Source organism: Xanthobacter flavus (genome assembly GCF_017875275.1).
Classification (GTDB): Bacteria; Pseudomonadota; Alphaproteobacteria; order Rhizobiales; family Xanthobacteraceae; genus Xanthobacter; species Xanthobacter flavus_A.
In genome coordinates, this window is record NZ_JAGGML010000001.1 from 4,070,054 (window position 1) to 4,094,089 (window position 24,036).

A 24,036-nucleotide genomic window follows, 5' to 3' on the forward strand; every position below is an offset into this window, starting at 1 on the left:
AAGACGGAGGAAACCATGAACATGCCGTTCATCCCGGCGACGGACGCGAAGCGCACCAAAGGTCTCGATCGTCTGCTCAACGCGAAGTCGGTGGCCATCGTCGGCATGTCCTCCAAGCCCCAGTCGGCCGGGCACATCGTGCTGAGGAACCTGCGCGAGAACGGTTTTCCCGGTGCCATCCACCTCGTGGGGCGCACCCCGGGCGTCATCGACGGCCTCACCGTGCTCACCGACATGGCCGAACTGCCGGCAGGGGTGGACCTCGCGGTGCTCACCGTGCCCGCGTCGAGCGTCGAGGCGACGTTGGACGCCTGCATGGCGCGGGATGTCGGCGCGGCGATCGTCTTCGCCTCGGGCTTCGCCGAAACGGGCGAGGAAGGGCGGCGGGAGCAGGAGCGGATCGGCGCCCGGGTGCGCGCCGGGGGCATGGTGGTGGTCGGCCCCAACTGCCTCGGCTTCACCAATTACGCAGCCGGCTTCAGCATCACCTTCGTGGGTGTGAACAAGGTGCCGGCGATGCCGGAGGGCACGCGCGATGCCGTCGCCATCGTGTCCCAGTCCGGCGGCCTCGCCAACCACCTGCGCCACGGACTGAATTCCCGCGGCGTCGCGGTGGCCTACAACATCTCCACCGGCAACGAGATGGACCTCGGCCTCGGCGATTTCGTCGACCATCTGGTGGACGATGCGGCGACGCGCGTCATCATGATCTATGCCGAGGACATCCGGCGGCCGGACCTGTTCCTCGCCGCCGCCGCCCGCGCCCACGCCGTGGGCAAGCCGCTGGTGATGCTGTTTCCCGGCCGCAGCCCCCGGGCGCAGGAGGCGGCCAAGTCGCACACCGGCGCGCTGGCGGGCGACTATGCCGTGATGAAGGCCATGGTGGAGCGCGCCGGCGTCCATCTGGTCGAGACACTCGACGAATTCATGGATGTGGCGGAGGTTCTCTCGCGCTATCCGGCGCCGTCCCGCGGCGGCCTCGGCATCCTCACCTTCTCCGGCGCCTTCTGCGGCATCGCGCACGATTTCTGCGCCGATATCGGGGTGGAGATCCCAGCCCTCTCTGCGGCCACCGAAAGCGAGCTGAAGTCCCTGCTGCCGGCGTTCATCTCGCCCAAGAATCCCATCGATCTCGGCACCGAGGCCGTGTGGCGGCCGGAGCTGGTCGGCGCGGGCGTCGCCGCTTTGCTCAAGGAGCCGGCCATCGGGGCCGTCGCCATTTCCATTCCCATCGTCTCGCCAGCCCACGCCAAGGCCTATGTGGAGCAGGTGGTGAAGGCGCGGGGCGACAGCGTGAAGCCCGTGGCCATGGCCATGCTCGGCGACCAGCTGCCCCTGCCGCCGGAATTCGTCGAGATCGCCCGCGCCGGCAAGGTGATCGTCTCGCGCTCCTCCGATCGCGTCCTGAAGGCGCTGGCGCGGATCGTCCGGCAGCCGGACGTGACGACGCCGGCACCTGCCACACGGTCGTCCACGCCGCTTCGCGACCTGCCCAAGGGCACGCTGCCCAAGGGTACGCTGCCGGAGTGGCTCGGCAAGAGCGTGCTCGAAGCAGAGGGCATCCGCATTCCCGGCGGCCGTCTTGTGCGCACCCTCGACGAGGCGCTCTCGGCAGCGGAAGGCATCGGCTACCCGGTCGTCATCAAGGCGCAGGCGGGCGCGCTGGCCCACAAGACGGAAGCGGGCGGCGTCATCCTCAACCTCGCCGATGCCGATGCGCTCGCCGCCGCCTGGTCCACGCTCAACGCGAACATCGCCCGCGCCCAGCCCGGCCTCGTGCTGGACGGGGTGCTGGTGGAGAAGATGTCCGCCAAGGGGCTGGAACTGGTGGTGGGCGGCCGGCGTGATCCGCGCTGGGGGCCGGTGGTGCTCATCGGCCTCGGCGGCATCATGGTGGAGGCTCTGGGCGACGTGCGCCTTGTGGCGGCCGATGCCAGCCGCGCGGAGTTCGTCGCCGAGTTCGGCCGGCTGAAGGCGTCCAAGATGCTCTACGGCTTCCGCAACCTGCCGCCGGTGGACGTGGAAGCCGCAGCCGACGTGGCGGTGGCGATCGGCCGCCTGCTGCAGGCGACGCCCGAGATCACCGACGTCGAGATCAATCCGCTCATGGTCTACGAGCGCGGCCGAGGTGCCGTCGCCCTCGATGCCCTGATCGTCAGCACCGGCAGCTGAGCCGTCCGGCGGCCAACACAGCGACAGTAACGCACACGTATCGGAGCCTGCCATGCCCGCGCTCGTGACCTACGAGGTCGAGGACAATATCGCGCTGATCGGCCTCAACCGGCCGGACAAGCGCAATGCCATGAATGACGCGCTGCTGATGGAGCTGCGCGACGTGCTGAACGACGCCGGTGACAAGATCGACGCCGCCGTGCTCTTCGGCCACGGGCAGAACTTCTCGGCCGGGCTCGATCTCGCCGAACTGTCGAAGCGTCTCACGCCCGAGGGGCAGGCGCCCCGCAAGCGCAGGCCGCGCCATCTGTGGCATTCCACGTTCGACCTGCTTGCGCGGGGCAACTTCCCGGTGGTCTGCGCGCTCCATGGCGCCACCATCGGCGGCGGGCTGGAGCTTGCCTCCGCGGCTCACATCCGTGTGGCCGACGAGACCACCTTCTTCGGCCTGCCGGAAGGCCAGCGCGGCATCTTCGTGGGTGGCGGCGGCAGCGTGCGCACCCAGCGCATCATCGGCTATCCCATGATGGCCGACATGATGCTGACCGGGCGCCTCCTCACCGCCGAGGAGGGTAGCCGCTGCGGCCTCGCGCAATATGTGGTGCCGGCCGGTGAAGCGTTCGCCAAGGCGAAGGCGCTGGCGCGGGTGATCGCCTCCAACGTGCCCCAGACCAACTGGATGATCACCAACGTCCTGCCGCGCATCAACGACCTGTCGCATGACGACGGGCTGTTCATGGAATATCTCAACACGTCCATGACGCGGCCGCCCGAGGCCCTCAAGCGCCTCGAAGACTTTCTGGAAAAGCGCGCGCCGGCCTTGGCCCGGCCCGAGTAGACCCAAGCCAAAGACAAATAAAATCATAATGTCAGGGAGGACGACATGGGCCATTTCGTCGATCGGCGGACACTCCTTCGGGCCGGCCTCGGCGCCGGCGCGGGCGCAATGGCGGGCTTCCCGTTGCGGGCCGCCCGGGCGCAGGGCGATGCGGTGCGCTGGGCCTATCTGGTGCCCGGCTTCACCGTGCTCATCGCCCGCTACATGCAGCAGAAGAAGCTCGGTGACGCGCCGGGCGTCGGCCTTGCCGCACCCAGCGAATACGCCACGGTTTCCACTTATTACAACGATTTCGCCGCCGGCAATTACGATGTCTGCATCGGCAGCTGGGATGTGTTCGCCCAGCGCTTCGAGGCCGGCGTGCCGATCCGCATGCTGTGCACCATCACCACCGCGAGCATGATCTCCATCCTCACCGGGGAGCCCTCCATCAAGGGCATCCCGGACCTGAAGGGCAAGACGCTGGCGGCGCCGCAGTCCACCGGCACGTTCCGCATGGTGTCGAGCCTCATCAAGGAGCGCTACAGCCTGGAACTGGGGCGCGACATCAACATCCAGGGCGTGGACAATCCCGCGTCGTCCATGACCATGGTTCTCGCCAACCGGGCGGATGCGGGGCTCTCGTGGGAGCCGAACATCAGTTCGGCGATGGCGCGGCGCAAGGACCTGTCGCTGATTTTCAACGCCGGAAATGCCTATCGCGACATCAGCGGCGGCGGGGAGCTGCCCTATTTCGGCATCGCGGTGCGGCGCGAGCTTGCGGAACGTGATCCGGAGCGGGTGCGCCGTATCCGCGCGGCGTTCGAGGCCGCCATCAACGGCATCATCGCCGATCCCAAGGAAGCCGTGAGCCTCGTCGCGGATTCGGCCGGGGCGCCGGCCCCGGTGCTGCTCGATGCGCTCACCTCAAAGCGGCTCAGCTTCCGCTTCGGCTCCATGGCCTCGGCGGAGGAGCGCGCCCAGATGACGAAGGCCGGCGAGTTCCTGAAGCGGAACGGGCTGCTCAAGCAGTCCATCGATCCCGGCTTCTTCATAGCGTCCTGAGGCGGGGCGGGTCCTTGCGCGCGTCGCCCGCCGGGCGGCGGCGCACGGGCTCGCCCTGCTCACGCCGGTCGAGCCGCGCCGGCCCGTCGGCGGCCAGAAATGCCTCCACGTGGTCGAGGAACACGCGGGTGCGCTGCGGCACGTGGCGGCCCGCGAAATAGGTCGCCGTCGCCTGCAGCGCGGGGATTTCCTCCTGCATGTCCAGCCGCACGAGGCGGCCGTTGGCGACGTCGCCACGGCACATCACATTGGGAAGCACGCCCGCCCCGAGGCCCGCAATCACCAGCTCGCGTGCGACGCCGATATTGTTGACGCGGACCGTGCCGTGCCGGTCCGCCTCGCCCCGCGCCTCCTCCCGCCAGATGCCTTCCGCCACCTGCTGCTCGGTGAGCACGCCCTTCACGTCGGCGAGCCGGCGGGGGGGTGAAGCGAGCCGGGCCAGGTACTTCGGGCTGGCATAGATGCCGCGCGTGAGCGCCGTCAGCCGCCGCGCCGGCACGCCCGGATTGACATGGCTGCCGAGCTGGATGGCGATGTCGTAGGTCTCCTCCGTCACATCCACCCACCGGCCGTTGACGTGCACGTCGAGGTCGATCATCGCGTATGTCTCGGCGAAGGACGCGATGGCGCTGCTGATCCAGCCAGTCCCGAAATCGATGGGCATGCTCACCCTGAGCTTGCCGCGCAGGCTCGTGCGCCGCTGGGTGGTCTGCAGCCCCGCGCTCTCCAGCTCCGCGGCGATGCGGGAGCAATGATCGTGCAGCCGGCGCCCCTCGTCGGTGACCAGAATGCGCCGGCTGGTGCGCTTGAGCAGCGCCGCGCCGACCTGATCTTCCAGATGCTTGATTTTCCGGCTGACCGTCGACTTGGGCTGGCCAAGTAACCGCGCAGCTCGAGTAATGTTTTCCTGGTTGACCACCTCGAAGAACACCACCAGCGCGTTAAGGTCGAAGTTCATCTCTTCCTCCCGGTTCGACATTTCTAGCATCGTCCCAATTTTGGAACAACGCGCTGCGCGAATCCGCGCTTTGTGCCGTGGGCGGGGGTGCTATGGTCCTGTTCAACGAAGTGCTTCGGCAGCGGGGCTCCGGCTCCCGCGCCGCAATAGCACCATCCGCCAAGCGCGCGCAGATGCGTGCGCATCCAAGGCGGAAAATGCGGGAGGAAAAGGCACACCATGAGCGAAAACCTTGTTGCGACAGGGCGGCCGCCCCTGCGGCCGGCGCCCGCCCGCAAGGCTTCGAGGCGCGGCTCGGGACAAAGCGACGTGGTGGCGACGCTGGTCGTGGTCGCGGCCATGGTCATCGCGATGCAGATCGCCAGCAGCCACGTTCCCGATTACATCATGCCCTCGCCCATGAGCGTGCTGAACGCCACGGGCGACATCCTCTTCGGCGACCGCATGCACGTGCTGGTGACGCTGGCGCGCCTCGCCGCGGCGCTGGCCTTCTCGCTGGTCGCGGGGGTGATCGTGGGGGCCATTATGGGCATGGTCCCGCTGGTGCGCCCCTTCCTGCGCGCGATCATCGTGATCGACACCGGCATTCCGGCGCTGTCCTGGATGCTCATCGCGGTGTTCTGGTTCAAGGACACCGAGACGCGGATCTTCTTCATCCTCACGGTGATCCTGCTGCCGTTCTACGCCATGAACGTCTACGAGGGCATCCGCGCGCTGCCCAAGGATCTGGTGGACATGGTGGAGAGCTTCCGCCCGAGCCGCTGGCAGATGCTGCGCTACATGATCATGCCGCACATTGTCCCCTACATCTTCATCACCACCAAGTCGGTCGTCGGCTATGCCATCCGCATGGCGGTGTTCGCTGAACTCGTCGCCTCGGCCATCGGCATCGGCTCGCGCATGAGCCTTGCCCAGTCGAGCTTCCGCATCGATCAGGTGTTCGCCTGGACCTTCCTGCTCGTCATCCTCAACATCGCCTTGCAGTGGGGCGTCTCGGCCATCGAGAAGCTGTTCCTGAAGTGGCGGCCGGAAGTGGCGGTGCGGTGATGGGCACGATCGATCCGGTCATCGAGATCCGCAACATCCACAAGAGCTTCGGCGGCTTCGTCGCGGTGGATGACTTCAGCCTGCGCGTGGAGCCCGGCGAGATCGTCGCGCTTTTGGGACGCACCGGGGCCGGCAAGAGCACCGTGCTCAATCTGGTGATGGGCACCATCGGGCCGGACCAGGGCACGATCCGCGTCGCCGGTTTCGACCCTTATGCGCAGTTCCGCGAGCTGAAGGGGCGCATCGCCGTTTCCTTCCAGACGGACAGGCTGCTGCCCTGGCGCACGGCGGTGGAGAATGCCGAACTCGGCCTCCTCATTCTCGGTGTGCCGAAGGCGGAAGCCCGCACGCGGGCGCTGGCCTGGCTGGAGCGGGTGAATCTCAAGGGCGCGCAGGACAAGTATGTCCACGAACTGTCGGGAGGCATGCGCCAGCGCGTCTCGCTGGCCCGCGCGCTGGCGGTGGACCCGGCCATCGTGTTCCTCGACGAATCCTTCAGCCAGCTCGACCATGCGACGGCGGGCAAGCTGCGGCGCGATTTCCATCGCATCGCCAAGGAGTTCGGGAAGACCTGCCTGTTCGTGACCCACCGCATCGAGGATGCGATCGAGATCGCGGACCGGGCCATCGTGCTCAATCCGGGCGCGCGCATCGTGCTGACGGAAGAGATCACGCCCGATTTGCGCGCCGACCCGTCCCGCGTGCGCGCCTGCCACGCCCGCATCGCCGAGGCCATGGGCGGCGAGGGCGAGGCGGACGATGAGGAAGATGCCGCCCCCGTCATCGCCGGCTGATCGCCCACGCACCCTTCTTCCAGCACCGGCGGCCTGATGTCGCCGGTGACCGGCCAGCCGTGCCTTGGGCCGGCCGTCCCAGCTTCATCATCCGGAGGTGCCAGAATGGCACGGACAGACGTGGTCATCGCCGGCTATGCCGAGACCAAGGTGGTCTACCAGAGCGGCCGGTCCGCCTATGATTTCGCCGGCCTTGCCTTGAGCGACCTGCTTGAGAAGAGCGGCATCGGGAAGGACGAGATAGACGGCCTCTCGGTGACGCTGGCGCTGAGCGAGGGCACCAATCCCTTCTTCGCCGTCTACATGGCGGATGCGCTCGGGCTGACCCCCACATGGCTTAACGCAGGCGGCATCGGCGGCTGCTCGGCGGCGGGCGGGGTCGCGCGGGCCATGTGGGCCATCCGCGAGGGTGCGTGCCGCATCGCGGTGGTCCTCTCCGCCGATGCGCCGAGCACCGCCTTCCGGGCGAACTACGGCGCCTACCGCCCGGAGTTTCAGGATCCGCAGGGCGTGCAGGGGCCACCGGCCACCTTCGGGCTGCTGATGAGCCGCTACGATCATCAGTATGGGCTCGATCCCCGCGCGCTGGGCAAGATCGCGATCACCCAGCGAGAGCACGCGCTGCGCAATCCCAACGCCCTCGACAAATTCCGCAAGCCGCTGACGATGGACGATTATCTGGCGTCCCGATCGATCGCCGATCCGCTGCGCGTGCTCGACTGCGTGATGTATTGCGATGGCGCCAACGCCTTCCTCGTGATGAGCGAAGAGGAGGCCCGGACCCGCGGCATCGAGAAGGTCGCTTATCCCACCGCCTATTCCGAGGTCACCAACCATAACGGCGCCGATCCGCTGGCCGATATCACCGAGAGCGGCTTCTACCGCATCGCGCCGAAGGTGTTCGCCAAGGCGGGCCTCACCCCCGCCGGCATCGGCATGTTCCAGCCCTATGACGACTTCACCATCGCCGTGCTGATGCAGCTGGAGGCGTTCGGCTTCTGCGGCACGGGCGAGGGCTCGGCCTTCGTGCGCGACACCGATCTCTCCTTCAGCGGAACCCTGCCGCTGAACACCGGCGGCGGCCAGATCTCGGCCGGCCAACCGGGGCTCGGCAGCGGAGGGCTGAACCTTGCCGAGGCGGTGCGGCAGCTCTTCGGCGAGGGGGGCGACCGGCAGGTGCCCGGGGTGCGCAACGCGCTGGTCACGGGCATCGGCGTCATCCCCTACGGCCGCAACTGGGGTTGCAGCGCCGCGATGATCCTGGAGGTGTGAGATGGCCGAAACCGAAGCACGGCCCGTGCCGGCCGCCAACCGCTACGTGCCCTCGCAGCCGTTCTGGGATGGCGCGCGGGAAGGGCGGCTGATGCTGCAGATGTGTCTCGATACGGGCCGTTTCCAGCATCCGCCCCATCCGCTCAGCGTCTACACCGGCAGCCAGAATGTCGCGTGGCGGCAGGTGAGCGGCCTGGGCACGATCTACGCCGTGACGGTTGTGCGCGTGCCGGGGCCTGGCCTTGCCGGCCGGCTGCCGCTGACCGTGGCCACGGTGGAACTGGCCGAGGGCGTCCGTCTCATCGCCAACATCATCGACAGTCCGCCCGAGCGCGTGGGCATCGGAGCCGCCGTGGAGCTGGCGTGGGACCCTCTCGCCGACGGCACGCCCTATCCCGCCTTCCGGACGCTGGCGCAGGGGGCGGCCGATGCTCAGGATTGAGAGCGAGGCGGAGCAGGCGTTCCGCCGCGAGGTGCGCGACTGGTACGCGGCCGAGCTTCCCGAAGAATTGCGCGACCTCACTTTTCGGCCCGAGCCGGCGCGGGCGCTCGGCTGGTATCGCCGCCTGTCGCAGCGGGGATGGATCGCGCCCCACTGGCCGAAGACTTTCGGCGGCATGGGCGCCTCGCCGGTGGAGCAGGTGATCCTGATGGAGGAGGCCGCGCGCATCGGCGCGCCGGAGCTGCCGACCCAGGGGCTCAACCAGATCGGCCCGATCCTCCAGCGCTTCGGTACGCCCGAGCAGCAGGCGCGGCACCTGCCGGCGATCCTCAACGGGGATGTCATCTGGTGCCAGGGCTATTCCGAGCCCGGCGCGGGTTCCGATCTCGCCTCGCTGAGAACGCGTGGGCGCGTGGAAGATGACGAGATCGTCGTCACCGGCCACAAGATCTGGACCACATGGGGCCACCATGCGGACTGGATCTATGCCCTCGTGCGCACCAACGAGACCTTGCCCCGCCGGCAGGGCATCACCTTTCTCCTCATCGATCTGACATCGCCCGGCATCACCCGCCGCCCCATCCGCACCCTCGCCGACGAAAACGAGTTCTGTGAGGTGTTCTTTGATGAGGTTCGCGTGCCCCGCGCGAACGTGGTGGGTCCGCTCGACGGCGGCTGGTCCATCGTGACCGCCCTTCTCGACGAGGAACGCATCCAACTCGGCGCGCCCTCTCACGCCCTGCGCGCGCTGGAGCGCGTGCGCCGCATGGCGCGGGCGCTGGGGCCGGCGCTGGGGGAAGCCGGGCATCTCATGGTGGCGGAGGCAGAGATGGAGGTGGCGGCGCTCACCGCGGCCTTTCTCCAGATCCTGACGGGCGTGGCCAGTGGCAAGGCGGGCGATCCCTCTGGCCTCAAGATCCTCTCCACCGAGACCACCCAGCGGGTGCTCGACATCGCCCAGGAGCTGGCCGGCTCCGCCGCATCGCTGAAGCTGCCCGAGCAGGTCGCGGGCGCGGTGATCGACTTCAGCGAGCTGTTCCTCCAGTCCCGCCGCCTGTCCATCTATGGCGGCACCAACGAGATCCAGCGCGGGCTCATCGCGGACCGCGTGCTGAAACTTCCAAAGGGAAAGCGGCCATGATCGAGCCCACGCCCGAGCAGGTTCTCATGCGGGACAGCCTGGTCCAGCTTCTCGGCGACGGGGTGGCGCGGACCCGCTCCGCCGGCGAGGCGTGGCCCCGCATCGACCGGGCCCCGTGGGCGGACATCGCCGGCGCCGGCTGGCCGGGGCTGCTCGTGCCCGAGGCCTCCGGCGGATGGGGCGGCACCGCGCTCGACATGGTGATGCTGCTCGAAGGCGCGGCCGCGACGCTGGCGCCGGAGCCGCTGCCGGCCGTTCTCGCCATCGCTCCGCTCCTTGCCGCCTGCGAAAGCGCGGCCGCCGCCGCTCTGCTGGGGCAATTGGTCAGTGGGGAGGCGATTGTTTTGATGGCCGAATCCGGGGCCTTTCCGCTGTCGCACGAGGCGGGCTTCGTGCTGTTCGACGCGCATTGGGCCGACGAGGTCATCTGCGCAGAAGGGGAGGGGGACGCCTTCCGGCTGGTTGCAGTGCCGGCCGCGGACCTTGCGGACGCGCCGTTGCGGCGGACCATAGACGGCAGCGGGCAGCGGGTCTTTTCCCTCCCCGCGGGCGCCGGGCTCGAACTGGCGCGAGGATGCCGGGCGGAGGCGGCCTATCATAGCGCCGTCAACCGTCTGCGCCTCGGCGCTGCCGCCAGCCTGATGGGTCTCGTACGCGGGGCGCTCGCCCTCACGATCGATTATCTCGGCGTCCGAACCCAGTTCGGCCAGCCCATCGGCTCGTTCCAGGCGCTCCAGCACCGGGCGGCGTCCCTCCATGTTGCCCATACGGCGGGATGGGCGCTGGTGTGCGAGGCCGCCCTGAGCGTCGGTGGCGAAAAAGAGGGGATCGCCTGCGCCATGGTCAAGGCGAAGGCCTCGTCCACCGCGCGCGACGTCCTGAAGGACTGCGTGCAGATGCACGGCGCCATCGGTTTTTCGGACGAATATGCGCTCGCCCCCCTGTTCCGCCGCGCCGTGACGCTTGCCTCCGCCTTCGGTACGTCTCAGGTCTGCCTGGGGGAGATCGGCAGCCTTCCGCGGTGCGCCTGACGGCCCCTGATCCCGGCGCTCCGCACGTCGCGCCTATCGGAGGGACAGCAGGCGCCCAAGGGCATGATCGTCGGCGAGGGCCGCGGCCTTTTCCCTGGCTGTGAGCAACGCGAGCGCCTCGGCCCGCGTGGGCGCGTCCTCCACCTTGGCGCGCGCGACGAGGCGGTCAGGGCGGAAGTCCCCGGGCAGGCGCTTGCCCTGCGCGGGCAGCGCATCGCGATGGAAATCGAGGAGGTCCGCATCGCCGGCAAGGCGCGCGACGGCCTCCATGGAGCCGCTCGTTCCGGCGAGGCTCGCGCGCAGGTCCGCTACCGCACGCAGCACCAAAGGCGGCTGCTGCGCCTCCGGCGTCTCAAGAAGCCCCCCGGGAGGGCGTGGGCGGCTGGTCCACACCGCCAGCGGCACCGCTGTGAGAAGGCCGAGGATCACCGGCGACATCCACGCCATCAGCGGCCAGGCGATGGCGGCGGTCGCCGCCGCGAAGCCGAGGCCGAGGAGGGTGTGGGGCAGGAAATGGCGAAAGGCCTCCCGCCAGCCGAGGCTGCCATCGTCCCGCCGCTGCGGATTCCAGCCGCCGTCCCGCCCCATGAGGATGCTGAACACCGCGAAGGACTGGGACACCATGGTCACTGGCGCCATGAGACCCGACAGGAGGATCTCGCTCATCATGCCGAGAAAGGTCCGCCCCGCGCCGCCGAAGCCGCGCCGGGCGGCGCCATCGCCCAGCATCAGCGCGTAGGCGATGAATTTCGGCAGCAGCAGCACCGCCATGGTGCCGCCGAACACCCAGGCGGCGCGCACGGGGTCCTGCGCCGGCCAGACGGGGAAAAGGGCGAAGCCGGAGGGAAAATAGTCGGGCGGCACGAAGCGCGCCTGAAGCGAGGTCAGAAGGCCCGCGAGCAGCATCATCAGCCACAGCGGCGCCGAGACATAAGAGCCGATGCCGGTGAGCAGATGAATGCGGCTCGCGAAGCTGAGTCCGCGCACCGGCAGCACCGCCCCGTGCTGGAGATTGCCCTGGCACCAGCGACGGTCGCGGACGGCGAGATCGGTGAGGGAGGGGGGGCCTTCCTCATAGCTGCCGGGAAGGCCGGCCACCATGTGTACGCCCCAGCCCGCCCGCACCATCAGCGCCGCCTCGACGAAATCGTGGCTCAGGATATGCCCGCCGAACGGCTTGCGCCCCTTGAGATGGGGCAGGCCCGCCGCGCCGGCGAAGGCGCGGGTGCGGATGATGGCGTTGTGGCCCCAATAATTGCTCTGGGGCCCATGCCACCAGGCAAGGCCCTGGGCGATGAGGGGGCCATAGAGGCGTCCGGCGAATTGCTGGAGCCGGGCGAACAGCGTGCGCCCGCCGACGATCACGGGCAGCGTCTGGATCAGCCCCGCCTCTGGCGTGCGCTCCAGCGCGTCGGCGAGGCGGACAATGCAATCGCCGGTCATCACGCTGTCGGCGTCGAGGATGAGCATGGCCTCGTAGGTCGCCCCGAACCGCGTCACCCAATCTGCGATATTGCCCGCCTTGCGGTCCGTGTTCTGCGGACGGCGGCGATAGAAGAAGCGGCCGCCGGTCCGCTGGCGCAAGGCGAGAAAGGCGGCTTCCTCTGCCACCCACACGTCCGCGTCGGTTGTGTCGCTGAGGATGAACACATCGAACAGGTCGGCGCGCCCGGTTGCCTCCAGCGAGCGCCATGTGGCCTCCAGCCCGGCGAAGACGCGGTTCGGCTCCTCGTTGTAGCAGGGCATCAGGAGGGCGGTGCGGATGGTGGGGGCGGGCAGGGGGGCGCCCGGATCGATGCCCAGCACCTTGCGGCCCGAGAGAAGGCTGATGGCGCCGCCGATCGCGTTGGTGAAGGCAAGGCCGATCCACGCGAAAAGGACGACGAACAGCACCAGCACGGCGTATTCGAGGTAGGTGAGGCCGCCCACGTCCAGCACCTTGTACATCTCGTAGGCCGCGAGGCCCGTGAGCGCCATGGCGCCGCCGAACACGAAGGCGCGGCGGGCGATCAGCGTCGGGCTGAGCCGCGTCCCGGCCCCGACCCGCTCCGGCCTGCGCCAAAAGTCCTGCGCCGGCATGGCGAGGGGCGCTTCGGGGGGCAAAGCAGGCTCCGGTGCCGGCCGGGTGACCGGAGGCACGTCCGCTAGGGCGTCCATCGGTAGAGCCAGGTTTCGGTCAGGGGCACGTCGCCCTTGAAGAGGCGCGCCCTGAGTTCCGAGAGGTTGGCACCCTTGGGCTCGAACGCGAAGGAGAGGCGCGCACCGGAGATTTCCGGATTGGGCTGGAGCACCACATCGCGCACCTCGCCGGCGCTCGCCGAGACATCGAGCCGGATGCCGTCCGGCGTCAGCCCCGCCATGGGCCCGTCCACCAGATCGATGACGAAGAGCCGACGCTCGTCGGTGCCGCCCGCCCGCGTTCCGGCGACGCGGCCGAGGGCGGGCGGTGTCGGCATGTCCCAGACCCAGTGCAGGCGATAGGTGTAGGTGTATTCACTGCCCTTGCGCAGGGTGTCCCTGGGGCGCCAGAAGGCGACGACATTGTCGTGGACCTCCTGCGGGGTGGGAATTTCCACCAGATGCACCGCGCCCTCGCCCCAGTCGCCGATGGGCTCCACCCACACGCTCGGGCGCTTCTCGTAGCGCGCTTCCAGATCCTGATAATCGAAGAAGGAGCGCTGGCGCTGCATCAGGCCGAAGCCGCGCATGTTAGAGCCGGCGAAGACGCTGATCTGCAGGCGTCCCGGGTTGGCGAGCGGCCGCCAGAGTTGCTCTCCGGTTCCCTCGGAGATGGCGAGGCCCTCCGCGTCGCGGACGGCGGGGCGGAAATCGTCGAAGCCGGCATGGTCGGCCGGGCCGAACAGGAACATGCTGGTGAGCGGCGCGATGCCCGCCTCGGCGAGATCGGCACGGGGATAAAGCGCCATCTCCACCGTCATCACCGTGGCGTCGCCGGGCCGGATGGTGAAGCGATGGGCGGCCGTGGCGCTCGGGCTATCCAGCAGGGCGTGAACGACGATGGAGGGCACGTCCGGGCGCGGCTGCTCCACATAGAAGGCCTTGAACACCGGAAATTCCTCGCCGGAGGCTGCGGCGGTCTTCACCGCAAGGCCGCGCGCGGAAGTGCCGTAGCCTTGCCCCTTGGCGACGGCCCGGAAATAGCTCGCGCCCTGGAAGACGGCGATCTCGTCGAGATAATCGGGCCGGTTGAGCGGGCCGTGCAGTCTGAAGCCGGAGAAGCCGAGGTCGGTGCCACCCTGCGGCGCCTTTACGCCGTGCTCGAAGCGGAACAGGCCGGGATCGTAGGCGATGCGGCTGGCACGGCCTTCGGCCACCACAAAGACATCCACCTGATCGCGGAACAGGAAGCCCCGGTGCAGGAGCTGCATCTCGAACGGCAGCCGCTGCCCCCGCCAGATGGAGCGGTCCGCGTTGAAACGGATGTTCCGGTAGTCGTCATAGCTGAGCTTGTCGAGTTCCGCCGGCAGGGACTGGTTGCCCTGTTTGAAGGGCTTGGCGGCAAGCTGGCGCGCCATGTTCCGCACCGTTTCGGCGTCGAACCGCTCGCCCTCCTGGGCGTGCGCGGGAAGAGCCGCGGCGGCCTGAAGCGCGGAGATCGCGGCCGCGCCCAGCATGAAAGTCCTGCGGTCGAGCAATGCGTCCCTCCGCCCCCGGTTGTTCGGACATGCCTCGGCGGCCTGCTGGGAGGAAGCCGCGAAGGACGGTCCGGGTTCCCCGGCGGGAGCGCGACATTGGGTCTCGCTGGCGGGGGCGGGGCGTCAAGGTTCGTGCCGAGCGCGGATTTCGACCGGCTACCTGGCCTGTGTCGGGGCCGACGAGGCCGCCTCGGCCAGCGCCCGCACGCCCGGCCGGTAGGCCTTCCCGGTCGGTCCGGTGGGGAGCGCGGCCACCACATGGATGGCGTCCGGCACCTTGAACCGCTCGATGCGCCCCGCGCACCACGCGCGCAGATCCTCGGCAGAGGCCGTGCTTCCCGCGCGCAGCACCACGGCGGCGTGGAGCGCCTCGCCGAGGCGCGGGTCGGGCACGCCGGCCGCGAGGGCCTGGGCGACGGCGGGATGGGCGCAGAGCACGGTCTCGATCTCGGCCGGCGCGATCTTGTTGCCGCCGCGCGAGACGATTTCCTTGATGCGCCCCACGATCTCCACGCACCCGTCCATGCGCCGCCGCGCCACGTCGCCGGTGCGGAAATAGCCGTCGCGGAAGGCGGCCTGCGTGAGGTCCGGATTGTCGAGATAGCCGAGCATGCCAAAGGGCGTGCGGATCAGCAGTTCGCCCGGCGCGTCCGGCCCCGACCCAGTGGCGCCGGCAGCGGGGTCGTCCGAGATGAGATAATCGACACCGGGCGTCGGCCGGCCGATGGAGCCGCGCCCGCTCTCGGCCTCGGCCGGCCTGAGACAGAAGTCGCAGGAGCCGGTCTCGGTGAGACCGTAAAGGTCGAACACGCCGGCATCCGGCAGCTGCGCCGCGATGGCCCCGGCCAGGTGTGTCCCCAGCCCTTCGCCGCCGGTGAGGATGGCCCGCAGGCGCGGCGCTGGCACATCGCCTTCGCCGAACAAGGTGCGCAGCATGGAGGGGACGGTCGCGAGGACCGTGGCCTCGGGAAGGCGCGCCTTGAGGCCGGCGGGCGAGAACTTGCCCACGAGATCCAGCCGCGCGCCGGTCTTCAGCGAGAGCAGGGCCACCCACAGGCCGAAGATGAAGATGAGCTGGAGTGGCAGCACCACCCTGTCGCCCGACGTTAGGGCGAGCAGGCCCTGAAGCGCATCGAGCTTTCCGGCGAACCGGTCGTGGCCGAGCACCACGCCCTTGGGCTTGCCGGTGGAGCCGGAGGTGAAGACGATGAGCGCCGCGCCGTCGAGCAGGGGACGGGCGGGCGGTGCCGCCTCCGCGATGCGGGTCACCGTCGCATCGGACACGAGAAAGCGGGCGCCGGTCTGTTCGAGGATGGCGGCTCGTGTCGTCTCGGCCGCACCGGCGTGGAGCGGCACCGCGACGCCACCCGCCTGCCAGACCGCGAAGAAGGCGGCAAGATCGGCTGCGCGGTTGGCGACGGCGACGATCACCGGCTCGTGCGGCTCGAGCCCGTCCGCCCGCAGCCGCGCGGCGAGCGTAGCGGCGGCCGCCCGTAAGGCGTCGGCCGTGTGCATCGCGCCGCCGTCCTCGGCGACGGTGCCGGCCGCTTCGTCCAGGATGCGGCAGAGCGCGCCCGTCTTCGCCATCACGGCCCCTCAGCCTTCGCGGGTGGGAAAGCGCGCATCGCGCCAGGCGATGGCGGCGCGCAGCCCCTCGCGGCGGGCGACGTCGAAGAAGGCGATCTTGTCGGCCGAGCCCGCGCCCTCGATGGAAAGGTCGATCTCCAGCGCGCTCTCCAGCGCCTGCAACATGCCCTGCGTCTCCAATGCGCGATTGAGCGCGCGCTTGGTTTCCTTCACAAGGCCGGGGTCGATGGCGCTGATGTGGCGGGCCACCCGCATCGCCTCCGCCTCCAGCCGGTCGGCGGAAACCACGCGGTTGATCATGCCGATCTCCGCCGCGCGCTGCGCGCTCACCCGGTCCTCGCCGAGCAGGATGATCTCCTTGGCGATCTTCGGGCCGACGATCCACGGCAGCAGCATCACCACGATGCCGGCGCCGAACTTCAGCTCCGGCTCGCCGAAGAAGGCGTCGTCCGAGGCGATGGTCATGTCGCAGGCGAGCGCCAGCTCGCAGGCGCCGGCAAGGCAGGCGCCGCGCACCATGGCGATGGTGGGCTTCGGGCAGTGCCATAAGCGCATCACCGTGTCGAAATCCTTGCGCAACACGGGCCGCCACGCATCGACGCCCACCGGGCGCGCCTCCATCTGCGCCTTCAGGTCGAAGCCGGAGGAGAAGGCATTGCCGGCGCCGCGCACGATCACCGCCTTCACGTCCGCATCCGCCTCGGCGCGGTCCATGGCGGCGTTGATCTCGCCGAGCATCTCCTGGTCGAGCGCATTCGTGCGCTCGGGCCGGTTGAGCGTGAGAAGGGCGATACCGTCTCGGGTTTCGTAGGCGATCTTGGTGAAGGTCATGGAAGCCTCGTGGAGAGGGATCAGCGCCGCCCGCCGGCCATGCTCGCCGCTTCGGGCCGCAGGCGCAGGCGGAGCATGGCGAGGACGCCGAGGAAGGGGCCGATGGCGAGGATGAGGAAGGCGTAGCGCCAGCTGAAGGCATCCACCGCATAGGGCAGGAGGTGGATGCTCGCCAGCGTGATGAGGAAGCCGACGCAGGTCTGCACCGTCAGCATGGTCCCGATGAGGCTGCGGTCGGACAATTCCGTCACCGCGGCGGAGAATTGGGCGGAATCGGAGATCACCGTCACGCCCCACACCAGCGCCAGCGGCAGCACCAGCCAGATCGAGGCGCCGAACAGGAAGCCGATGCCGACCGCGCAAAGGCCGCTCACCGCCATGGACAGCGCCGTGACGAACGTGCGCCCCAGCCGGTCGGCCGCGAAGCCGCCACCCAGCGCTCCCACGGCGCCGATGGCGACCACGCAGAAGGTGGCGAAGCGAGGATCGAGGGGCGGGGCGTCGCCATAGCGCGCGGCGAAGCTCGCGGCGAAGAAGGCGCCGATCCACGCCCACATGGCGTAGAGTTCCCACATGTGGCCGAAATAGCCGAGATTGGCGAGCCTGAGCGCCGGGCGCCGGAACGCATCGAGGGCGTTGGACAGCTTCAGCGGCGGCGCCTTCGCATGGTTGGGGCCGACCTTGGCGAAGCGGATGAGCATGGCGGCGATGAGCGCGCTCGCCGCCGCGCCCGCCACCGGCGCCCGCCAGTCGAGCCCGCCCATCGCCGCCATGGCGTGGGGCGAGGCCGAGCCCAGCGTCAATGCCGCCACCAGCATGCCGATGAGCAGGCCGAGGTCGCCCTTCGCCCAGGTCGCCGCGAGCTTCATGCCCACGGGATAGACCCCCGCCATGCACATGCCGGTGAGAAACCGCAGCAGCGGCACCGCCGGATGGGTGGGCTCAAACAGGAGGATGGCGCCGTTGGCCAGCGCCGCGACCAAGGCCGAGACGGAGAACAGCGTCCGGAGATCGGCGCGGTCCGCCAGCGAGAGCAGCGCGCTGAGGAGGGTGCCGGCGACGAAGCCCGCCTGCACGGAACTGGTCAGCAAGGCCTCCTGAAAGGGCGACAGGCTCCACTGCGCCCGGATCGCCCCCAGAGAGGCGGTGGTGGCGAACCAGGTCGCCATCGCCGCCACTTCCGCGACCACGAGGATCGCGAGGGAGAAGGCCTTGCCGTCCGTGCGGGCGGCTGTCGCCAGCGCCGTCACCTCAGCCGGCCTTCTTCAGCATGGGGCAGGTCTCGGGCGACATGGGCCGGAAGGCCTCGTCGCCGGGGATGGTCGCCACCAGCTTCAGATAGTCGTAGGGACCCTTGGACTCCTCGGGCGTCTTCACCTGCCACAGATACATGTCGTGGATGGTGCGGCCGTCGGCGCGGATGTGGCCCTTGCCAAAGAGGGGATCGTTCGTGGGCATGGCCTTCATCTGGGCAACCACGGCGGCACCGTCATGGGCCTTCGCCTTGTCCATGGCCGCGATGGCCTTCATCCAGTGCAGCGTGGCGGCATAGGTGCCGGCCTGGTTCATGGTCGGCATGCGGCCGTTGTTGCGCGCCCCGAAGGCCTTGCCGAAGGCGCGGGTGCCGTCGTTGAGGTCCCAGTAGAAGGCGTTGGTGAGCATGAGGCCCTGCGCGGTTTTCAGGCCCAGAGAATGGATGTCGGACAGGAAGATGAGAAGGCTGACCAGCTTCTGCTTCTGCGACAGGCCGAATTCCGCCGCCTGCTTGACCGAATTGATGGTGTCGCCACCGGAATTGGCCAGCGCCACCACCTTGGCGCCCGAGCCCTGCGCCTGGAGGATGAAGGAGGAGAAATCCGAACTCTGGAACGGCGCCAGCGCGCGGCCCATCACCTTGCCGCCATTGGCCTTCACCACCTCGGCCGCGTCGCGCTCCAGCGCATGGCCGAAGGCGTAATCGGCGGTCAGAAAGTACCAGGAATCGCCGCCCTGCTTGATCATGGCGCGGGCGGTGCCGTTGGCGAGCGCCCAGGTGTCGTAGGTCCAATGGACCGTATTGGGCGTGCAGGCCTTGGCCGTGAGGTCGGACGTGCCGGCGCTCGCGACCAGGAAGACCTTGTTCTTGTCGCGGCTGATATCGGCGACGGCGAGGGCCACCGAGGAGGTGGGCACGTCGACGATGGCGTCCACCTTGTCGAGGTCGTACCAGCGCCGCGCGATGGAGGAGCCGATGTCCGCCTTGTTCTGGTGATCGGCGGAAACCACCTCCACCTTGAAGCCGTGCTTCTCCGGATTGAAGTCCGCGACCGCCATCTGGGCGGCGGTGACGGAGCCGGGACCTGCGATGTCGGAATAAAGGCTCGACTGGTCGTTCATCACGCCGATGCGGAACGTCGGCAGATCCTGGGCTGAGGCCCTGTGAGCAGTCGTGATGGGGACGGCGACGGCGCACGACAGCACGGTCGCCGCTACGAGGGCAGCGCGCATTTCTTCTCTCCCGGCGTTTCCAGTGTCTTCTTTTTGCCGCGGCATCTCCGTCCGCGATCTGTAGAACCAAAGGCTCATTTGAAGATTTGTCAAACGAATAATTTTTAGTTGATTTGACGCCGCCGATCTGAGACCAAGGGGATGACCACAGGCGTCCCCGGAACGGATCAGATGGAACCGAGCTACGGCCAGATCGTCACCACCAGCGCGGCGAGTCAGATCGCCGATCAGCTCCAGCAGGCCATCATGGACGGCCGGCTGAAGGTGGATGAGCGCCTGCCGACCGAGGAGGAACTGGCCGCGCAGTTCGGCGTCTCGCGCCCCACCGTGCGCGAGGCTTTGAAGCGGCTGGCGGCGCGCCACCTCATCCGCTCGCGGCGCGGCCCGACGGGGGGCACCTTCGTGACCGGCCCGTCGCCGGAAGAACTCGCCACCAGCCTCGGCACGTCCGTGACGATCCTCGTCGCCACGGGCGGCGTCTCGCTGGAGGAGATGGCGACGGCGCGGCTCGAGATGGAAGCCGTCTGCTGCCGCCTTGCGGCCCAGAACCGGACGGACGCCCACCTCGCGGCGCTGGAGGCGGAGATTGCCCTGCAGCGCACGGCGTCCCTATCGGATCAGGATTTCTGCGCCTCCGACGTGCGCTTCCACCGCACCATCGTGGACGCCGCGGGCAACGCTTTGCTGCGCTTCCTCATGAATGCGGTGGTGGAAGCGCTCATGCCGGTGAGCAACATGATCATCTTCCGCGTCCGCGACCGGAAGGAGATCGTCGCCCACCACGAGACCCTGCTTGCGGCCCTGAGGGACCGCGATGGCGAGGCGGCGGTGACCGCCCTCGGCGGGCTCGTGCGCTACATCCGCGCCCAGTACGAGAAGGCCGAAGAGGCCCGCAAGGCCGCAAGGCCCTGAGTACACCGCCCGCGCGGTCCACGCACATCACAGGGAAACGTCCAATGAGCACCGAGACCTTCCGCGCCCTCATGGCGCGCAAGACCGACGCCGGGCAGGCCATCGCCATCGAGACCATCACCGAGGCCGATCTGCCGGCCGGCGACGTGACGGTGGACGTGGAATACTCCTCCTTCAACTACAAGGACGGCCTCGCGCTGAAGGGCATGAGCCGCATCCTGCGCGCGCTGCCCATGGTGCCGGGCATCGATTTCGCCGGCACGGTGCGCGCGAGCGACAATCCCGCCTTCGCCCCCGGCGACAAGGTGGTGCTGACCGGCTGGGGCGTCGGCGAGAACTGGTCCGGCGGCTTCGCCGAGCGGGCCAAGGTGAAGGGCGAGTGGCTGGTGAAGCTGCCCGCCGGCCTCACCCCGCGCCAGGCCATGGCCATCGGCACGGCCGGCCTCACCGCCATGCTCTGCGTGGATGCGCTCGAGCGCTACGGCATCACTGAAGGCGGCGACGTGCTCGTCACCGGCGCGGCCGGCGGCGTGGGCAGCGTCGCGGTGCGCCTGCTTTCGCGCCTCGGCTACAAGGTGAGCGCGCTCACCGGTCGTCCGGCGGAGGCCGACTTCCTGAAGAGCCTCGGCGCCATCGACATCGTGGACCGCGCCACCTACGCGGCGGCGGGCAAGCCGCTCGCCGGCGAGCGCTGGCATGGCGCCGTGGACACGGTGGGCGGTACCATCCTCGCCAACGTGCTCGCCGCCACCCGCTACGGCGGCGCGGTGGCCGCCTGCGGCCTCGCTGCGGCCACCGACCTGCCGACCACCGTCTTCCCCTTCATCCTGCGCAACGTGGCGCTGCTGGGCGTCGATTCGGTGAACTGCCCGACCCCGCGCCGCCTCGCCGCCTGGACACGGCTGGGCGAGATCCTCACAGAGGCCGATTTCGATCTCGTCACCCGCGAGGTCACTCTGGAAGATCTCCCGCAGGTGGCGGAAGACATCATCGTCGGCGGCGTGCGCGGGCGCACGGTGGTCCGCATCTGAGCGATCCTCATTGAGCCGGAGGCCCCCCTGCACTAGGGTCGGCGGACAGTGACTCGTCCGCCGCAGGGGGCTTGCGACGTGAATTTCGCCGGTATCGATCTGACGCTGTCCGCCAAGCTGTTCGCGGCGCTGTTCGCCATCATGAACCCGCTGACGATCATTCCGGTGTTCCTCAGCCTGACGGCGGACCGCTCCCCGGCCGAGCGGCGCAGCACCATGCTGGTGCTGAACGCGACTGTGGCGCTGGGCTGCCTGATCTGCGCGCTGGGCGGGCGCTTCGTGCTGGGCGTCTTCGGCATCGATGTCACCCATTTCCAGCTGGCCGGCGGGCTCATCGTGCTGCTTCTCGCGCTCTCCATGCTCAGCGGCGAGGAGCACAGCGCGCACGCGGGCACGGAGGCGGAAAAGAAGACCTTCAGCTCGGCCTCCAGCATGGGCGTCTACCCGCTGGGCATCCCGCTTTCCATCGGGCCGGGCACCATGACGACGATCATCGTCTTCTCGGGCTCCAGCGCCACGGCAGGCGGCGCGGCGGGGTTTTATCTCGCGCTCATCGGCTATGTGGTGTTCTTCTCCATCGCAATGGCCGTGGCGCCCGCGCTTTCCTCCGTCCTGTCTGCCACCGCGCTCAGCATCTCGAAGCGCCTGATGGGCATCGTGCTCGCGGCCATCGCCATGGAGATGCTGACCGACGCGCTGGGCCACCTCTTCCCGGCCTGGGTCGCGCACGCGGGATAGGACGTTCGCTCAGAAGCTCGGCGGCGTGCAGGCGCTGATGACCTCGCAGGGGCGCGGGCCGATGCAGCGGAAGCGGTGGGGGCGGCGGCTCTCGAAATAATAGGCATCGCCGGGGCCGAGGATGCGCCGCACATCGTCAACCGTCACCTCCAGCCGCCCGGACAGGACGACGCCGCCCTCCTCGCCTTCGTGGACGAGCGGCACCACGCCGGTGTCGGCCCCGGGCTGGTAGCATTCCTTCAGAATCTGAAGCTTCCGGCCGAACAGCCGCTCGCCCACCTGGCGGTAGGAGATGGCGCCCTTGCCGATCTCGGTGAGTTCCTCGGCGGCGTAGAAGGTCTTCTTCGGCGCCTCGGGCTCGAACGCGAAGAATTCCGCGAGCCCGATGGGGATGCCCTCGAGAATGCGCTTCAGCGCGCCGACCGAAGGGTTGGACGTGTTGGACTCGATCAGCGAGATGGTGGAGTTGGTCACGCCCGTGCGCTTGGCAAGCTCGCGCTGGGAAATGCCGTGCAGGAGCCGCAACTGGCGCAGCCTGTCCCCGATGTCCATGGCGAGCCCTGTTTCGGGTGTTGAATATATCGAAAATCATGCCACTCGGATGAAGAAATATCAATGAGATAGGTGGTTCCAGAAAACGACTTGTTCGGCCTGCGCAATTGGCCGATGTGGAGGCAGCCAAGAGGAGAACGGCATGACCCTTCACGTCCGGTCCAACCAGCCCAGTCTCGATAATTTCTGGATGCCGTTCACCGCGAACCGCCAGTTCAAGGCGGCGCCGCGCCTGCTGTCGGGTGCCAAGGGCATGTATTACACCGACATCGACGGCAACTCGGTTCTGGACGGCACGTCCGGCCTCTGGTGCGTCAATGCCGGCCATGGCCGCGCCCAGATCGCCGAGGCGGTCGCGCGCCAGCTGGGCGAACTCGATTATGCGCCCACCTTCCAGATGGGCCATCCCATCGTCTTCGCCTTCGCCGAAAAGCTTGCCGCCATGGCTCCCGGCGGCAAGGACGGCGGCCTCGACCGCGTATTCTTCACCGGCTCCGGCTCGGAATCGGTGGATACGGCCCTCAAGATCGCCATCGCCTACCAGCGCGCCATCGGGCAGGGCACCCGCACCCGCATCATCGGCCGCGAAAAGGGCTATCACGGCGTCGGCTTCGGCGGCATCTCGGTGGGCGGCCTCGTCAACAACCGGCGGGTCTTTCCGCAGATCCCCGCCGACCATATGCGCCATACGCTCGATATCGAGCGCAACGCCTTCTCCAAGGGCCTGCCGGCCCATGGCATCGAACTGGCCGAGGATCTGGAGCGGCTCGTCGCCCTGCATGGCGCGGAGACCATCGCCGCCGTCATCGTCGAGCCCATGGCGGGCTCCGCCGGCGTCGTCCTGCCGCCGAAGGGCTATCTGGAGCGCCTGCGTGCCACGGCCGACAAATACGGCATCCTGCTGATCTTCGATGAGGTCATCACCGGCTTCGGCCGCCTCGGCACGCCGTTCGCGACGGACTATTTCGGCGTCACGCCCGATATCGTCACCACCGCCAAGGGCCTGACCAACGGCGCCATCCCGATGGGCGCCGTGTTCGCCTCACGCAAGGTCCACGACGGGCTCATGACCGGCCCGGAGAACCAGATCGAGCTGTTCCACGGCTACACCTATTCCGGCCATCCGGTGGCCTGCGCGGCCGGTCTCGCGACGCTGGGCATCTATGCCGAGGAGGGGCTCTTGACCCGCGGGGCGGCGCTTGCCGAATACTGGCAGGAGGCGCTGCACTCGCTAAAGGATCTGCCCCATGTGGTGGATATCCGCAACCTCGGCCTCGTCGGCGCCATCGAGCTGCGCCCGCGCGATGGTGCGCCGGGCGCCCGTGCCTACGAGATCTTCGTCGAATGCTTCCGCAAGGGGCTTCTCATCCGCGTCACCGGCGACATCATCGCCTTGTCGCCGCCGCTGATCGTGGAGAAGGACCAGATCGACACCATCGTCTCGGTCATCGGCGACACGCTGAAAAGCGCCGCCTGACGCCGGAAATGAGCCGCCGCAGGGGC

Annotated in this window: 21 protein-coding genes; 13 read left to right on the top strand and 8 right to left on the bottom strand. The window is 68.7% G+C overall.

Features of this window, described 5'->3' with window-relative positions; translation table 11 throughout:
• Positions 1-15 precede the first annotated feature (15 nt).
• From J2126_RS19285 to J2126_RS19295, 3 genes are read left to right on the top strand one after another with little or no spacing between them, the layout of a single operon-like run.
• Positions 16-2,172 carry an acetate--CoA ligase family protein gene (locus J2126_RS19285; protein ID WP_209488476.1) on the top strand — a complete coding sequence of 719 codons (2,157 nt, stop codon included), beginning with the start codon at positions 16-18 and terminating at the stop codon, positions 2,170-2,172.
• A 52-nt stretch (positions 2,173-2,224) separates the two neighbouring features.
• The gene (locus tag J2126_RS19290; RefSeq protein ID WP_209488477.1) at positions 2,225-3,010 is read left to right on the top strand and encodes a crotonase/enoyl-CoA hydratase family protein; all 786 of its coding nucleotides are present in this window, start codon (positions 2,225-2,227) and stop codon (positions 3,008-3,010) included.
• A gap of 45 nt (positions 3,011-3,055) precedes the next feature.
• Complete coding sequence (locus J2126_RS19295; RefSeq protein WP_245327484.1) at positions 3,056-4,054, top strand: ABC transporter substrate-binding protein; 999 nt, start codon at positions 3,056-3,058, stop codon at positions 4,052-4,054.
• On the opposite strand, the gene J2126_RS19300 is transcribed toward J2126_RS19295, so the two are convergent.
• The gene (locus J2126_RS19300; RefSeq protein WP_209488478.1) at positions 4,041-5,012 is read right to left on the bottom strand and encodes a LysR family transcriptional regulator; all 972 of its coding nucleotides are present in this window, start codon (positions 5,010-5,012) and stop codon (positions 4,041-4,043) included. The genes J2126_RS19295 and J2126_RS19300 overlap by 14 nt on opposite strands.
• A gap of 219 nt (positions 5,013-5,231) precedes the next feature.
• On the opposite strand from J2126_RS19300, the gene J2126_RS19305 reads away from it, so the two are divergent.
• The 6 genes from J2126_RS19305 to J2126_RS19330 all read left to right on the top strand — a co-directional run bounded on the left by J2126_RS19305 (position 5,232) and on the right by J2126_RS19330 (position 10,739).
• Positions 5,232-6,059 (top strand): ABC transporter permease, encoded by an 828-nt coding sequence (locus tag J2126_RS19305; protein ID WP_245327486.1) that lies wholly within the window; start codon positions 5,232-5,234, stop codon positions 6,057-6,059.
• Positions 6,059-6,853 (top strand): ABC transporter ATP-binding protein, encoded by a 795-nt coding sequence (locus J2126_RS19310; protein WP_209488479.1) that lies wholly within the window; start codon positions 6,059-6,061, stop codon positions 6,851-6,853. Before J2126_RS19305 ends, J2126_RS19310 begins: the two co-directional genes overlap by 1 nt.
• Before the next feature lie 105 nt (positions 6,854-6,958).
• Entirely contained in the window at positions 6,959-8,125 is a 1,167-nt protein-coding gene (locus tag J2126_RS19315) for a thiolase family protein (protein ID WP_209488480.1), read from the top strand.
• A 1-nt stretch (position 8,126) separates the two neighbouring features.
• Positions 8,127-8,567 (top strand): Zn-ribbon domain-containing OB-fold protein, encoded by a 441-nt coding sequence (locus J2126_RS19320; RefSeq protein ID WP_209488481.1) that lies wholly within the window; start codon positions 8,127-8,129, stop codon positions 8,565-8,567.
• Positions 8,554-9,708, top strand: coding sequence for an acyl-CoA dehydrogenase family protein (locus J2126_RS19325; RefSeq protein ID WP_209488482.1), 1,155 nt, complete (start codon positions 8,554-8,556; stop codon positions 9,706-9,708). The genes J2126_RS19320 and J2126_RS19325 overlap by 14 nt, the downstream gene beginning before the upstream one ends.
• Positions 9,705-10,739 (top strand): acyl-CoA dehydrogenase family protein, encoded by a 1,035-nt coding sequence (locus tag J2126_RS19330; protein ID WP_209488483.1) that lies wholly within the window; start codon positions 9,705-9,707, stop codon positions 10,737-10,739. Before J2126_RS19325 ends, J2126_RS19330 begins: the two co-directional genes overlap by 4 nt.
• Before the next feature lie 33 nt (positions 10,740-10,772).
• Here J2126_RS19330 and mdoH read toward each other — a convergent pair whose 3' ends face one another.
• From mdoH to J2126_RS19360, 6 genes are all read right to left on the bottom strand, one after another.
• Complete coding sequence (gene mdoH, locus J2126_RS19335; protein ID WP_209488484.1) at positions 10,773-12,896, bottom strand: glucans biosynthesis glucosyltransferase MdoH; 2,124 nt, start codon at positions 12,894-12,896, stop codon at positions 10,773-10,775.
• Positions 12,884-14,374 (bottom strand): glucan biosynthesis protein, encoded by a 1,491-nt coding sequence (locus J2126_RS19340; RefSeq protein ID WP_209490360.1) that lies wholly within the window; start codon positions 14,372-14,374, stop codon positions 12,884-12,886. Before J2126_RS19340 ends, mdoH begins: the two co-directional genes overlap by 13 nt.
• Before the next feature lie 177 nt (positions 14,375-14,551).
• Complete coding sequence (locus J2126_RS19345; RefSeq protein WP_209488485.1) at positions 14,552-15,982, bottom strand: class I adenylate-forming enzyme family protein; 1,431 nt, start codon at positions 15,980-15,982, stop codon at positions 14,552-14,554.
• Between the two features lie 9 nt (positions 15,983-15,991).
• Complete coding sequence (locus J2126_RS19350; RefSeq protein ID WP_209488486.1) at positions 15,992-16,813, bottom strand: enoyl-CoA hydratase/isomerase family protein; 822 nt, start codon at positions 16,811-16,813, stop codon at positions 15,992-15,994.
• Between the two features lie 20 nt (positions 16,814-16,833).
• Positions 16,834-18,063, bottom strand: coding sequence for an MFS transporter (locus J2126_RS19355; protein WP_348634345.1), 1,230 nt, complete (start codon positions 18,061-18,063; stop codon positions 16,834-16,836).
• A gap of 1 nt (position 18,064) precedes the next feature.
• Positions 18,065-19,300 carry an ABC transporter substrate-binding protein gene (locus J2126_RS19360; protein WP_209488487.1) on the bottom strand — a complete coding sequence of 412 codons (1,236 nt, stop codon included), beginning with the start codon at positions 19,298-19,300 and terminating at the stop codon, positions 18,065-18,067.
• A 171-nt stretch (positions 19,301-19,471) separates the two neighbouring features.
• Between J2126_RS19360 and J2126_RS19365 the strand changes: the two genes are divergently transcribed.
• From J2126_RS19365 to J2126_RS19375, 3 genes are all read left to right on the top strand, one after another.
• Entirely contained in the window at positions 19,472-20,212 is a 741-nt protein-coding gene (locus tag J2126_RS19365; RefSeq protein ID WP_209488488.1) for a FadR/GntR family transcriptional regulator, read from the top strand.
• 44 nt (positions 20,213-20,256) lie between these two features.
• A complete protein-coding gene (locus J2126_RS19370; RefSeq protein WP_209488489.1) occupies positions 20,257-21,243 on the top strand; it encodes an MDR family oxidoreductase in 987 nt (328 codons plus the stop codon).
• Between the two features lie 78 nt (positions 21,244-21,321).
• Positions 21,322-21,981 (top strand): MarC family protein, encoded by a 660-nt coding sequence (locus J2126_RS19375; RefSeq protein WP_209488490.1) that lies wholly within the window; start codon positions 21,322-21,324, stop codon positions 21,979-21,981.
• Positions 21,982-21,990: 9 nt separating this feature from the next.
• Here the strand turns inward: J2126_RS19375 and J2126_RS19380 are convergent, their stop codons facing one another.
• Positions 21,991-22,533: a cupin domain-containing protein gene (locus J2126_RS19380; protein WP_209488491.1), complete on the bottom strand. Its 543-nt coding sequence runs from the start codon at positions 22,531-22,533 to the stop codon at positions 21,991-21,993.
• A 142-nt stretch (positions 22,534-22,675) separates the two neighbouring features.
• Here J2126_RS19380 and J2126_RS19385 point away from each other — a divergent pair, with 142 nt between their 5' ends.
• The gene (locus tag J2126_RS19385; protein ID WP_209488492.1) at positions 22,676-24,010 is read left to right on the top strand and encodes an aspartate aminotransferase family protein; all 1,335 of its coding nucleotides are present in this window, start codon (positions 22,676-22,678) and stop codon (positions 24,008-24,010) included.
• The last annotated feature ends 26 nt before the right edge of the window (positions 24,011-24,036 follow it).

What these genes read in the sequence shown, in the direction of transcription:
- J2126_RS19285 (WP_209488476.1), top strand. Translation starts at nt 16, where the DNA reads ATGAACATGCCGTTCATCCCGGCGACGGACGCGAAGCGCACCAAAGGT.
- J2126_RS19340 (WP_209490360.1), bottom strand. Translation starts at nt 14,374, where the DNA reads ATGCTGGGCGCGGCCGCGATCTCCGCGCTTCAGGCCGCCGCGGCTCTT.
- J2126_RS19360 (WP_209488487.1), bottom strand. Translation starts at nt 19,300, where the DNA reads ATGCGCGCTGCCCTCGTAGCGGCGACCGTGCTGTCGTGCGCCGTCGCC.
- J2126_RS19350 (WP_209488486.1), bottom strand. Translation starts at nt 16,813, where the DNA reads ATGACCTTCACCAAGATCGCCTACGAAACCCGAGACGGTATCGCCCTT.
- J2126_RS19370 (WP_209488489.1), top strand. Translation starts at nt 20,257, where the DNA reads ATGAGCACCGAGACCTTCCGCGCCCTCATGGCGCGCAAGACCGACGCC.
- J2126_RS19295 (WP_245327484.1), top strand. Translation starts at nt 3,056, where the DNA reads ATGGGCCATTTCGTCGATCGGCGGACACTCCTTCGGGCCGGCCTCGGC.
- J2126_RS19305 (WP_245327486.1), top strand. Translation starts at nt 5,232, where the DNA reads ATGAGCGAAAACCTTGTTGCGACAGGGCGGCCGCCCCTGCGGCCGGCG.
- J2126_RS19325 (WP_209488482.1), top strand. Translation starts at nt 8,554, where the DNA reads ATGCTCAGGATTGAGAGCGAGGCGGAGCAGGCGTTCCGCCGCGAGGTG.
- J2126_RS19330 (WP_209488483.1), top strand. Translation starts at nt 9,705, where the DNA reads ATGATCGAGCCCACGCCCGAGCAGGTTCTCATGCGGGACAGCCTGGTC.
- J2126_RS19320 (WP_209488481.1), top strand. Translation starts at nt 8,127, where the DNA reads ATGGCCGAAACCGAAGCACGGCCCGTGCCGGCCGCCAACCGCTACGTG.
- mdoH (WP_209488484.1), bottom strand. Translation starts at nt 12,896, where the DNA reads ATGGACGCCCTAGCGGACGTGCCTCCGGTCACCCGGCCGGCACCGGAG.
- J2126_RS19385 (WP_209488492.1), top strand. Translation starts at nt 22,676, where the DNA reads ATGACCCTTCACGTCCGGTCCAACCAGCCCAGTCTCGATAATTTCTGG.
- J2126_RS19345 (WP_209488485.1), bottom strand. Translation starts at nt 15,982, where the DNA reads ATGGCGAAGACGGGCGCGCTCTGCCGCATCCTGGACGAAGCGGCCGGC.
- J2126_RS19315 (WP_209488480.1), top strand. Translation starts at nt 6,959, where the DNA reads ATGGCACGGACAGACGTGGTCATCGCCGGCTATGCCGAGACCAAGGTG.
- J2126_RS19365 (WP_209488488.1), top strand. Translation starts at nt 19,472, where the DNA reads ATGGAACCGAGCTACGGCCAGATCGTCACCACCAGCGCGGCGAGTCAG.
- J2126_RS19300 (WP_209488478.1), bottom strand. Translation starts at nt 5,012, where the DNA reads ATGAACTTCGACCTTAACGCGCTGGTGGTGTTCTTCGAGGTGGTCAAC.
- J2126_RS19290 (WP_209488477.1), top strand. Translation starts at nt 2,225, where the DNA reads ATGCCCGCGCTCGTGACCTACGAGGTCGAGGACAATATCGCGCTGATC.
- J2126_RS19310 (WP_209488479.1), top strand. Translation starts at nt 6,059, where the DNA reads ATGGGCACGATCGATCCGGTCATCGAGATCCGCAACATCCACAAGAGC.
- J2126_RS19380 (WP_209488491.1), bottom strand. Translation starts at nt 22,533, where the DNA reads ATGGACATCGGGGACAGGCTGCGCCAGTTGCGGCTCCTGCACGGCATT.